General features: G+C 67.0%; 10 protein-coding genes. 8 read left to right on the forward strand and 2 right to left on the reverse strand.

What is annotated here, in order from left to right; genetic code table 11:
* The first annotated feature begins 34 nt into the window (after positions 1-34).
* From KYX69_RS19020 to KYX69_RS19035, 4 genes are all read left to right on the forward strand, one after another.
* Positions 35-1,426 carry an MmgE/PrpD family protein gene (locus tag KYX69_RS19020; RefSeq protein ID WP_300500258.1) on the forward strand — a complete coding sequence of 464 codons (1,392 nt, stop codon included), beginning with the start codon at positions 35-37 and terminating at the stop codon, positions 1,424-1,426.
* A gap of 33 nt (positions 1,427-1,459) precedes the next feature.
* Complete coding sequence (locus KYX69_RS19025) at positions 1,460-2,884, forward strand: aldehyde dehydrogenase (protein WP_300500261.1); 1,425 nt, start codon at positions 1,460-1,462, stop codon at positions 2,882-2,884.
* Between the two features lie 113 nt (positions 2,885-2,997).
* A complete protein-coding gene (locus tag KYX69_RS19030; RefSeq protein WP_300500263.1) occupies positions 2,998-3,834 on the forward strand; it encodes a p-hydroxycinnamoyl CoA hydratase/lyase in 837 nt (278 codons plus the stop codon).
* 189 nt (positions 3,835-4,023) lie between these two features.
* Entirely contained in the window at positions 4,024-6,111 is a 2,088-nt protein-coding gene (locus tag KYX69_RS19035; RefSeq protein ID WP_300500266.1) for an acetate--CoA ligase family protein, read from the forward strand.
* A 38-nt stretch (positions 6,112-6,149) separates the two neighbouring features.
* Here the strand turns inward: KYX69_RS19035 and KYX69_RS19040 are convergent, their stop codons facing one another.
* Complete coding sequence (locus KYX69_RS19040) at positions 6,150-6,602, reverse strand: MarR family transcriptional regulator (protein WP_300500269.1); 453 nt, start codon at positions 6,600-6,602, stop codon at positions 6,150-6,152.
* Positions 6,603-6,755: 153 nt separating this feature from the next.
* Here KYX69_RS19040 and KYX69_RS19045 point away from each other — a divergent pair, with 153 nt between their 5' ends.
* Entirely contained in the window at positions 6,756-7,739 is a 984-nt protein-coding gene (locus KYX69_RS19045) for an aldo/keto reductase (protein ID WP_300500272.1), read from the forward strand.
* Here the strand turns inward: KYX69_RS19045 and KYX69_RS19050 are convergent.
* Positions 7,736-8,482 (reverse strand): FadR/GntR family transcriptional regulator, encoded by a 747-nt coding sequence (locus KYX69_RS19050; RefSeq protein WP_300500275.1) that lies wholly within the window; start codon positions 8,480-8,482, stop codon positions 7,736-7,738. The two genes, KYX69_RS19045 and KYX69_RS19050, sit on opposite strands and share 4 nt — an antisense overlap.
* Before the next feature lie 119 nt (positions 8,483-8,601).
* Here KYX69_RS19050 and araD1 point away from each other — a divergent pair, with 119 nt between their 5' ends.
* The 3 genes from araD1 (at position 8,602) to KYX69_RS19065 (ending at position 11,118) form a co-directional block, all read left to right on the forward strand.
* Positions 8,602-9,591: an AraD1 family protein gene (araD1, locus tag KYX69_RS19055; protein ID WP_300500278.1), complete on the forward strand. Its 990-nt coding sequence runs from the start codon at positions 8,602-8,604 to the stop codon at positions 9,589-9,591.
* Positions 9,588-10,511, forward strand: a complete 924-nt coding sequence (locus tag KYX69_RS19060) for a Gfo/Idh/MocA family oxidoreductase (protein WP_300500280.1) — start codon at positions 9,588-9,590, stop codon at positions 10,509-10,511. Before araD1 ends, KYX69_RS19060 begins: the two co-directional genes overlap by 4 nt.
* Before the next feature lie 187 nt (positions 10,512-10,698).
* A complete protein-coding gene (locus KYX69_RS19065) occupies positions 10,699-11,118 on the forward strand; it encodes a hypothetical protein (protein WP_300500283.1) in 420 nt (139 codons plus the stop codon).
* Positions 11,119-11,241: the final 123 nt, after the last annotated feature.

The following is an 11,241-nucleotide window of genomic DNA, read 5'->3' on the forward strand; positions in this document are numbered from 1 at the left end:
TTTCCGATAAAGCCGATGAAAGCGTTTGCATAGAATGTTTTGTGATAAAGCTATTTCGGCGACCATCGCGGTGCATTTCGCGCAACTGAAGCACGACGCGCTGCCCGATGCGACGCGCCACGCGACGCGGCGGGCGTTGCTCGATGCGATCGGGGTGACGCTAGGAGCGACCGGGCTGGGTGAGGATGCAGCGCCCTATCGCCGCCACGCGCTAGCGGTTCCCGGCCCGTCGCGGCTGATCGGATTTGGCGGGTCGAGCACGCCAGCGCTGGCCGCCCTGGCGAACGGTGCGCTCGCGCATCAGCTCGATTTCGGGGACACGTTCGATGCCGGGCCTGCGCATCCCAATGCGGCGCTGGTCCCTGCCCTGCTGGCGCTGGCGGATGCGCGGCCAGAGCTGACGTTCGGGGAGTTTCTGGTCGCAATGGCGGCAGGGAGCGATCTTGCCTGTCGGCTGTCGATCGCTGCGCCGCGACCCTATGAGGACGGCGGCTGGTATCCGCCGCCACTCGTCAATCTGATCGCGACGGCGGCTGCGTGCGCGCGCTTCGTCGGGCTCAATGCCGATGGCATCCGCCATGCGATGGGTCTGGCGCTGTTGCAGGGCGGTTTCCCGAGCGAGATCAAATATGACGCGACCTCGCCGATCCGGGGGGTGCGCGAGGGGCTGGTGGCGCGGGCGGCCGTGGAAGCGGCGTTGCTGGCCGAAGCGGGCGCGACCGCCTTTGCCGAGCCGCTGGAGGGACGTGCGGGGTTCTTCGCAATCTATGGCGGGGGTGCGCCGCGCGACGCGCTGCTCGATGGCTTGGGCGCAACGTTCCTCGGCGATCAGGTGAGCTTCAAGCCCTGGCCCGCATGCCGCGGTACGCATCCCTATATCGAGGCGGCGCTGGTGCTGCGCGAGCGGGTCGATCCGGCGCGCGTGGTGCGGATCGAGGCGGAGACCGGGCCGATCCAGGAAATGCTGATCCGCCCACAGCCGGCGAAGGCCGAACCAACCCGCGCGATCGAGGCCAAATTCTCGATCCCCTACACCGTCGCCGAAGCATTGATCGACGGGGCGGTGACACTCGACAGCTTCACGGCGGAGCGGATCGCCGACCCCGCCACCCGCGCGCTAGCGCACAAGGTGGTCGAGCAGCGCAATCCCGCTTGGGGCCGGAGCGAAGCGGCGAGCGGGTCGCTGACGGTCACCTTCGACGACGGCACCACCCTAACCCGCCGCGTAATGCAGGCGGCGGGACATCCCGATCGGCCAATGGATGACGCGGCGTTAATCGCCAAGTTCGTCGACTGCGCCGCCCATGCCGCACAGGCGATCGATGCCGTCTCCGCACGGGCGCAGGCCGAGCGCATCCTGACGCTTTCGACCGACGTCCCAGCACACCAGATCGTCGATCTACCCGCTTGCACGGACAATTTTTAGGTTATATAGCATAACAATATAAAGGAGAGGTTCATGGCTACGATCGCACCGCCGGCTCCCGGCGTAACCTTTACCCGTCTGAACCCGGTGACCGGCGCCGTCGCGACCGAGGCGAAAGCGTTCAGCGTCGCCGATGCCGATGCCGCCGTTGAGGCCGCTGCCGCTGCCTTCCCGGCCTGGTCGGCACTCGGCCCCAATGCCCGCCGCGCGGCGCTGAGCAAAGCGGCTGAAGCGCTTGCTGCGAAAGCCGACCAGTTCGTCGATGCGATGATGGGCGAGATCGGCGCGACCGAAGGTTGGGCGCGGTTCAACCTGATGCTCGCGGTCGGCATGGTGCGTGAGGCTGCGGCGCTGACGACGCAGATCGGTGGCGAAGTGATCCCGTCCGATAAGCCGGGCTGCATCGCCATGGCGCTGCGCGAGCCGGTCGGGGTGATGCTGGGCATCGCGCCGTGGAACGCGCCGATCATCCTGGGCGTGCGCGCGGTCGCGGTGCCGCTGGCATGCGGCAATACCGTGGTGCTCAAGGCGAGCGAGCAATGCCCGCGCACGCATAGCCTGATCGCCGAGGCGTTCGACGAGGCGCTGCCCAAGGGTGCGGTCAGCATCGTTACCAACGCTCCGGCCGATGCGCCGGAGATCGTCGGCGCGCTGATCGACAACCCGCATGTGCGCCGCATCAACTTCACCGGATCGACCGCGGTCGGCCGGATCATCGCCAAGCGCGCTGCGGAGCATCTGAAGCCCGTGCTGCTGGAACTCGGCGGCAAGGCACCGCTGATCGTGCTGGAGGACGCCGATCTCGACGAAGCGGTGAAGGCTGCGGCGTTTGGCGCATTCATGAACCAGGGCCAGATCTGCATGTCGACCGAGCGGATCATCGTCGTCGACAGCGTCGCCGATGCGTTCGTCGAGAAGTTCGCGGCGAAGGTCGGGACGATGGCGGTCGGCGACCCGCGCGAGGGCAAGACGCCGCTGGGCGCGGTGGTCGACCAGAAGACCGTCGATCACTGCAAGGAGCTGATCGCCGACGCGGTTTCGCATGGTGCGGTGCAGGTGAATGGCGGCGAAGCGAACGGCGTGCTGATGCCCGCGCATGTTATCGACAAGGTGACGCCGGACATGAAGCTGTTCCGCGACGAGAGCTTTGGCCCGGTTGTCGGCGTGATCCGCGCGCGCGACGAAGCGCATGCGATCGAACTGGCCAACGACACCGAATATGGCCTGTCGGCATCGGTGTTCACCCGCGACACCGCGCGTGGCCTGAACGTCGCAAAGCAGATCAAGTCGGGCATCTGCCACGTCAACGGCCCGACCGTGCATGACGAGGCGCAGATGCCGTTCGGCGGGGTCAAGGCGTCGGGCTATGGCCGGTTCGGCGGCAAGGCTGGCATCGACAGCTTCACCGAGCTGCGCTGGATCACGATCGAGACCCAGCCGGGCCATTATCCGATTTAACCACCATGTCGTCACCCCAGCGAACGCTGGGGTCTCAAGCCATCAGCCGATCGCTCGCGGCACGAGATCCCAGCTTTCGCTGGGATGACGGGGGCAGACTTGAAGGAAGAAGTATGACCGAACTCAGCACCAACGGCGTCGTCGCCTACACGATCGAAAACGGCATCGCCTGGGTCAAATATAACCGCCCGGAGAAGCGCAACGCGCAAAGCCCGACGCTGAACCGCGACATGATGGAGGTGCTCGACGCGCTCGAATTCCGCGACGATGTCGGCGTGCTGGTGCTGACCGGTGAGGGTGAGGCGTTCTGCGCCGGCATGGACCTCAAGGAATATTTCCGCGAGACCGAGGCGCAGGGGCTGGGCGCGACGCGGCGGGTGCAGCGCGAGGCCTATGGCTGGTGGCGGCGCCTGCGCTGGTACCAGAAGCCGACGATCGCGATGGTCAATGGCTGGTGCTTTGGCGGCGCCTATGGCCCGCTGTTCGCCTGCGACCTCGCCTTTGCGGCGGACGAGGCGCAGTTTGGGCTGAGCGAGATCAACTGGGGCATCCTGCCCGGTGGCGGCGCGACCAAAGTGGCGACCGAGCTGCTGCCGTTCCGCAAGGCGATGTACCATGCGATGATGGGCGAAAATATCGACGGCAAGACTGCCGCCGATTGGGGGCTGGTCAATGAATCGCTCCCGCTCGCGTCGCTCAAGGAGCGCGTGACCGAAGTGGCGAATGTGCTGCTCAAGAAGAACCCGGTGGCGCTGAAGGCGACCAAGGATGCGGTGCGGCGCGTCGGGATCATGAGCTATGACGATGCCGAGGATTATCTGATCCGCGCGCAGGAAGCGGCCAACAGCTACGACAATGACGGCCGCAAAGAAGGCATCAAGCAGTTCATCGACGAGAAGAGCTACAAGCCGGGTCTGGGCGCCTATGACAAGGACCGCGTGAAGGCTTGAGCCCATTCCTCCCCCAGCTTGCTGGGGGAGGTGGCATCGCGCAAGCGATGACGGAGGGGCCGCCGACGCAGTCGGCGGAAACCTCTCCAGCGAACCCGCCGTCTGCGCGGCGGCCCCTCCACCCCCCGCTTCGCGGGCGGTCCCCCTCCCCTGAGACAAGCTCAGGGGAGGAATTAGGATAGCGTAGTGATGCCCGACCTTTCCCGCCTGCTCTCGCCCCGCTCGGTCGTGATCGTGGGTGCTTCCCCCACGCCCGGTGCGCTGGGCAATTCGGTGCTGCGCAACCTCGAGCGGCATGGCTATGCGGGCGACATTCACCTGATCAATCCGAAGCGCGACACGATCGACGGGCGGCCGTGCCTGAAGTCGATCGATGAATTGCCGCACGGAGTGGATGCCGCAGTGCTGGCGATCCCCGGCCCGGCGGTGCTGGGCGCGGTGCAGGCGCTGGCGGCGCGCGGCGTCGGTGCGGCGATCATCTTCTCGGCCGGCTTTGCCGAGGGCGGCGAGGAAGGGTTGGCCGCGCAAGCCGAGGTCGCACGGATCGCGCATGCGCATGGCATGGTGGTCGAGGGGCCGAATTGCCTTGGCATGGTGAACTATGCCGCGGGCGTGCCGCTGACCTTTGTCGAAACACCGGTGCTGGACCTGACCGGCAAGCCGGCGGTCGGCATCGTCAGTCAGTCGGGCGCGATGGCGGTGGTGCTGGGCACGACATTGATGGCCAAGGGGCTGGGCATCACCGTGTCGGTGTCGACCGGCAATGAAGCCGCGTCGGGCGTCGAGGATTATGTCGAGCATTTGCTGAACGACCCCGCCACCCCGGCGATCGCGATGATCGTCGAGCAGTTTCGCAAGCCTGCCCGCTTCCTCGCTCTGGCCGAGAAGGCGCGCGCGGCGGGCAAGCATATCGTGTTGCTGCACCCCGGCACGTCGAGCGCGGCGCGGGAGAGTGCGGCGACGCATACCGGCGCGATGGCGGGCGACTGGCAGCTGATGAAGGCCAAGGTCGAGCGCGCGGGCGTGGTGCTGGTCGATAGCCTTGAGGCGCTGGGCGACGTCGTCGAGCTGGCCGTGCGCGCCAAGCCGGTGCGGCGCGGTGGCACGGCGGTGCTGACCGAGAGCGGCGCGTTCAAGGCGCTGACGCTGGACCTTGCCGAGGCCATCGGGCTGGACCTGCCCGCGATGGACGGCGCGACGGCCGAAGCGATGCGCGCGTCGATCCCGGATTTCATCCCGGTGTCGAACCCGATGGACCTGACCGCGCAGGCGCTGGTCGATCCGGACCTGTATCGCCGCACGCTGATCCCGTTGCTGGCGGATGACAATTATGCCGCGCTGGTGTTCGGGATCATCCAGACCGACCCGGCGACCTGCGCGCGCAAGTTTCCCGCGATCATTGATGCGGTGACCGCGCTAAAGCCCGACAAGCCGGTGATCTTTGCGGGGATCGACGACGGGGCGGAAGTGCCCGCCGAATATATCGACGGGCTGCGGTCGATTGGCGTGACCTATTTCCCCTCGCCCGACCGGGCGTTCCGCGCGCTGCGGCAGCAGGGCAAGCTGGCCGAGCGCGACTTTGCGACGGCGGATGCCGCGCCGGTGGCGCTCGACCTGCCATCGGGCGTGATCCCCGAATATCGCGCCAAGCAGCTGCTTGCGCCGGTCGGCATCCCCTTCCCCGCTGGCGGTTTCGCGGCGAGCGCAGACGAGGCCAAGGCGATTGCCGCGAAGGTCGGCTATCCGGTTGCGATCAAGGCGCAGTCCGCCGCGCTCAGCCACAAGAGCGATGCCGGCGGGGTCATCCTCAACATCGCCGACGATGCCGCGCTCGATGCGGCGTGGGACCGGCTGTTCGCCAATGTCGCCGCCTATGATTCAGCGATCGCCCTCGATGGCGCGCAGGTCGAGGCGATGGGCAAGCGCGGGGTCGAACTGATCATCGGTGCGCGCAACGACCCCGAATGGGGGCCGGTGATCCTGGCAGGGTTCGGCGGGGTGACTGCAGAATTGCTCCACGATGTCCGGCTGTTGCCGCACGACCTGCCGCATGACGCAATCGTCGCGGAGCTGCGTGCGCTCAAACAGGGCGCGCTGCTCGACGGCTATCGCGGTTCGCCCGCGCTGGATGTCGACGCGGTTGCGCGGCTGATCGCGGGCCTCGGCCGGGTGCTCGCGGGTACGCCGTCGATCCGCGAGATCGACCTCAATCCGGTGGTGGTCTATCCCACGGGCGAGGGTGTGGTCGCGCTCGACGCACTGATCCTCGCCGACTGAGCCCCCCTCCCGTTTGCGGCAGGGGAGGAACAAGGCACCTACCCCGCCGCCGGATCGCGGCGTTCGATGCGGCCGAGCAGGTCGAGCAACGTTGCGCGCTCCGCCTCACTCAATCCGGCGAGCATCTCGCGCTCATGCGCCTCGATCCGCGCCAGGCAGTTGGTCAGCATCGCGCGTCCAGCATCGGTGAGCGTCAGCGAAAAGGCGCGGCGGTCGGCTGGATCGACGACGCGCGCGATCAGCTTCAGGTCGACCAGTTCGTTGATCAGCGCTACCATATTGGCGCGCTTGATCCCGAGCAGGCGGCCGACCGCGCCCTGATTGATGCCAGGATTGCTCGACACCACCGCCAGAATGCCCACCAGCACCTGGCGCATCCCGGTCCCCTCCATCGCCGCCGCGAAATCCGCCGCAAAGGCACCGAAGGCGCGCCGCAGATGATAGCCGACCAGCGGCCCGAGCGCGCCGACCTGTTCCTGTTCCCCTGACATAAGCTGAGCGTGAGCACGATTTCAGTCACTTCGTCAATCTGGCCGACGGGTTTATCCGTCGGATTGGGGCGCGACCGTGCGGGACGCGCGCGAAGGCTTGCCACGATGTCCGACGCGCGCCACTGGGATGCCGACACCCAAGCGGAGAACCCCATGAAACGCCGCCTCGCCTCCTCCACCGTCAACCCGGTCGGGCTCGGCTGCATGTCGCTGAGCCATGCTTACGGAACGCCGCCCGCGCGGGAGGATGCGATCCGGCTGCTCAATCAGGCGCTCGACCTTGGCTACGACCATCTCGATACCGCTGCACTGTACGGGTTCGGCGCGAATGAGGCGCTGATCGGCGAAGCGGTCGCGCATCGCCGCGACGAATATTTCCTCGCGTCGAAATGCGGGATGACCGGCGTGGATGGGAAGCGCGTGATCGACGGACGGCCGGAGACGCTCCGCGCCACGATCGACCAGTCGCTGACCCGGCTGCGCACCGACCGCGTCGACCTTTATTACCTCCATCGCTGGGACAAGACGGTGCCGATCGAGGAATCGGTCGGCGAACTCGCGCGGCTGGTCGCGGCCGGCAAGATTGGCGCGATTGGCCTGAGCGAAGTGTCTGCCGCCACGCTGCGCCGCGCGCATGCGGTGCATCCGATCGCGGCGGTGCAGAATGAATATTCGCTGTGGTCGCGCAATGTCGAGCTGGGGGTGCTCGCCGCATGCGCGGAACTGGGCACGACGCTGGTCGCCTTCTCGCCGGTCGCGCGCGGCTTCCTCGCCGGTGCCCTCGCCTCGCCCGACGCACTGGAAGAACGCGATATTCGGCGGATGATGCCGCGCTTCAGTCCGGAGAATTTCGCCCGCAACCTCGACCTGCTCCACGCACTGCGCCGCATCGCCGACGGTCGGGGCATCACTCCGGCGCAGCTCTGCCTGCAATGGGTGTTTGCTCAGGGCGAGCATATCGTCGCCATCCCCGGCACCACCTCCCCTACGCACCTTGCCGAGAATTTCGCGGCGCCGTTCGAACCGCTGCCGGGTGACGTGCTGGCCGAACTCGACCGCATCTTCGCGCCGGACGCGATTGCCGGGCCGCGCTATCCGGCGGCGACGCAGGCGGAGATCGATACCGAAGAGTTTTAAGGCTCAGCGAGCACCGCGCGCGTATCTTCGAACGCCAGATCGACCAGCGCGCGCATCGCCGCTTCCGCCGCGTCCGCATCGCCCGCGATGACCGCATCGCTGACCCGCGCGTGATCCGGCACCGGGTCGCGCGGCAGCGCCTTGGTCCGCTGTTTGAAGCGTGTGGTCCAGTTGACCGCCGCGCCGATGCTGGCGCTGAGCGTGATCAGCGCGTCATTGTGCGTCGCCTGTAGCAACGCATCGTGAAACGCACGGTCGGCGTCACGCCCCGCCTCGGTCGCCAGCGTGTGCCGCCGCATGCCGACCAGCGCGGCCTTCAGCGCGGCGATGTCATCTTTGTCGCGACGTTGGGCCGCGAGCCGCGCCGCCGCCGGCTCGACGATAGCGCGCAATTCAAACAGGTCGCGGATGAAGCCGGGATCGGGCTCGCCCGAAAAGGCCCAGGCGACGATATCGGGGTCGAGCAAATTCCACCGGCTGCGCGGCAACACGCGTGTCCCCGCCTTGGTCCGGCTTTCGACCAGCCCCTTGGCGGCGAGCACCTGAATCGCCTCGCGATAGGCGCTGCGCGACACGTCGAGCGCCTCGGCATTGGCGACCTCGCCGGTCAGTCGCTCCCCGGGCGGGATCGCGCCGCTGACGATCGCACGGCCGAGATAATGCGCGACCGCGCCACGCAACCGGCGACCGGTGCTGCGTTCGCGCTTCTGCTCGCCGGGTTCGGTCGGCTCTTCCTGCTTCACCCTCACGCCTCTCGTCACGGGCCGATTGCCTACGCGCCAAAAATCGCGCCCGCAATGCGACATGCGAACTTCCATTTTATTTTATGTCGGACTAATTCGGATCGAAAGGGAGAGGTTCGATGGTTCGTCTGCTTCAACACCGTGCGCCCGATGGCGCGCGCCGGGTGATCGTCGCGACCGATGGCGGAGCGTGGTTCGTCCGGGGGTTCAGCGACGTCCGCACGATGGCTGCTGCGGCGATCGCGCGCGGCATCGGCCTCGCCGTGCTGGTCGAGGACGCAGGCTATGACGAGGCAGTCAACCTTGCGGCGGCGGCGGCGGCGGGGGAATTGCTTGCCCCGATTGACCATGTCGACCCCGCGCATGTTGTGGTGACCGGCACCGGTCTCACCCATCTCGGATCGGCGGAGGGACGCGACAAGATGCACCGCGCCGCCGCTTCAGGTGAGAAGCTGACCGACTCCATGCGCATGTTCCTTGAAGGGTTGGAGGGCGGCAAGCCTGCGCCCGGCGGGGTCGGGCAGCAGCCGGAATGGTTCTACAAGGGCGATGGTGCGCATCTGGTCGGCACCGGCGTGGCGCTGACCATGCCCGCCTTCGCGCAGGACGGCGGCGAGGAGCCGGAGCTGGCCGGCATCTACCTGATCGGCCCCGACGGCACGCCGCACCGCATCGGCTTCTGCCTCGCCAATGAATTCAGCGACCATGTGACCGAGCGGCATAATTACCTCTGGCTCGCGCATTCGAAGCTGCGACCCGCCGCGCTGGGGCCGGAGCTGCTGGTCGGCGACCTGCCCGCCGATGTACGCGGGTCCAGCCGGATCGTGCGCGATGGCGCGGCGCTGTGGGAAAAGCCGTTCCTGTCGGGCGAGGCCAATATGTCGCACAGCATCGCAAATCTGGAGCATCACCACTTCAAATACGCCGCATTCCGGCGGCCCGGCGACATCCATGTCCATTTCTTCGGCACCGCGACCTTGTCGTTCAGCGATGGCATTGCGACGCAACCGGGGGACGTTTTCGAGATCGAGGCGGCACCGTTCACGCTGCCGCTGCGCAACCCGCTGGTGCGCGCGGAGCCTGAGGCGGTGACGGTGCGCGCGCTGTGACGACCCGCATCGCGCTGGTCGGGCTTGGCAAGATCGCGCACGACCAGCATCTGCCCGCGATCGCCGCTGATCCGGACTTCACTTTGGTCGCGACCGCGAGCGCCGATGGCGCGGTGCTCGGCGGTGTCCCCGGCTTCGACAGTATTGAGGCATTGCTGGCCAGCGGCATCGCGATCGACGCGGTTGCGGTCTGCACCCCGCCGCAGGTGCGCCACCGCGTCGCTGCGACCGCGCTCCGCCACGGGCTGCACGTCCTGCTCGAAAAGCCGCCCGCCGCCAGCCTGACCGAGGCCGCAGCGCTCGCCGCACTGGCGGAGGAGGCCAAGGTCACGGTGTTCGCCGCCTGGCATTCGCGCTGTGCCGCCGGGGTGGCGGAGGCGCGCGCATGGCTGGCGGAGCGCACCATCACGCGCGGCACGATCACCTGGCGCGAGGATGTCCGCGTCTGGCACCCCGGCCAGCACTGGATCTGGCAGCCGGGTGGCCTTGGCGTGTTCGATCCGGGGATCAACGCGCTGTCGATCGTGACGGAGATTCTGCCCGGCGCGCCGCTGCTGCGCGATGCCGAACTGGAGGTGCCGAGCAACCGCCACGCGCCGATCGCCGCGCGGCTGACGCTGGAAACCGGCTGCGGCGCGGCGATCGCGGCGGATTTCGACTTCCGCCAGACCGGCCCGCAAAGCTGGGACATCGAGATCGAGACCGATGGCGGCACGCTGCATCTGGCACGCGGTGGGGCCGATCTGACCCTGCCCGACGGTACGCGCGCTGGCGCGGACCGCGAATATCCCGCGCTCTACGCCCAGTTCGCGCGGCTGATCGCGGCGGGCGCAAGCGACCTCGACATCGCCCCCTTCCGCCTCGTCGCCGATGCGTTTCTGCGCGGCCGGCATTGCGTGGCCGAGCCGTTCGAGGATTGAGGCGCGTAAATCCTGCCCAGCCAGCGGTAGGGTCAGGTCCCGTTCTCTCAAGATCGCCGGTATCGTGGCGCCGCCCGGGTCAACTGATGTTCGCGAGGAGAGCTGCCTGTCAGGTAACGCCCCCTCAGCGGAAGCTTACGATTGCACGGAGTCGTGGTAGGCACGCGATGGAGAACCGGGAGGGCGCATGGCGAAAGACTGGAAGTGGGGTTGTATAGGGCTGTTGCCGGGTATCATCGTTGCTTTGCTGCTGACGGACTATTTGCGATCATTTGGCGGCTTCACAGGCTGGGGAATAGTTGCGGCTTGGGTTGGGCTGGCATGCATAGCAGCGACGGCACTACTTGTGGTAATCAACCGGCGTAGCGTGTCTCGGCTGAAAGCCGCAGGCCGTCCCGCTCAACTGATCGTCAGACCCTTCCAAGCGGTCATGGAAGCCCCCGAAAAGTGCGCGACAATATTTGGCGCTATAGCGTTGGTGAAGCTAACGTTCTCCGGGGAAATTGGCCAATGGCAAGCAAGCCTGATCGTTAGTAGCGTTTGGGGTTACGTCATGGCTTTGGCGGAGACCGCGTACGCAGCCCCATCAGAGACATCAGAGGTGTGATCTGCCCCCTGCTGAGTGGCCCAGAGGCTATGATAGTCTGGACCACGAAAGGGACATTGAATGCCGAGCAAGAAGCACAAGCCGGAAGAGATTATCGGCAAGCTACGTGAAGTTGAGATCGTG

It is taken from the genome of Sphingomonas sp., from assembly GCF_030145815.1.
Lineage (GTDB): Bacteria > Pseudomonadota > Alphaproteobacteria > Sphingomonadales > Sphingomonadaceae > Sphingomonas.

Excerpts from the sequence above, each read along its gene's own strand:
- KYX69_RS19020 (WP_300500258.1), top strand. The coding sequence starts at position 35 with ATGTTTTGTGATAAAGCTATTTCGGCGACCATCGCGGTGCATTTCGCG.
- KYX69_RS19025 (WP_300500261.1), top strand. The coding sequence starts at position 1,460 with ATGGCTACGATCGCACCGCCGGCTCCCGGCGTAACCTTTACCCGTCTG.
- KYX69_RS19030 (WP_300500263.1), top strand. The coding sequence starts at position 2,998 with ATGACCGAACTCAGCACCAACGGCGTCGTCGCCTACACGATCGAAAAC.
- KYX69_RS19035 (WP_300500266.1), top strand. The coding sequence starts at position 4,024 with ATGCCCGACCTTTCCCGCCTGCTCTCGCCCCGCTCGGTCGTGATCGTG.
- KYX69_RS19040 (WP_300500269.1), bottom strand. The coding sequence starts at position 6,602 with ATGTCAGGGGAACAGGAACAGGTCGGCGCGCTCGGGCCGCTGGTCGGC.
- KYX69_RS19045 (WP_300500272.1), top strand. The coding sequence starts at position 6,756 with ATGAAACGCCGCCTCGCCTCCTCCACCGTCAACCCGGTCGGGCTCGGC.
- araD1 (WP_300500278.1), top strand. The coding sequence starts at position 8,602 with ATGGTTCGTCTGCTTCAACACCGTGCGCCCGATGGCGCGCGCCGGGTG.
- KYX69_RS19065 (WP_300500283.1), top strand. The coding sequence starts at position 10,699 with ATGGCGAAAGACTGGAAGTGGGGTTGTATAGGGCTGTTGCCGGGTATC.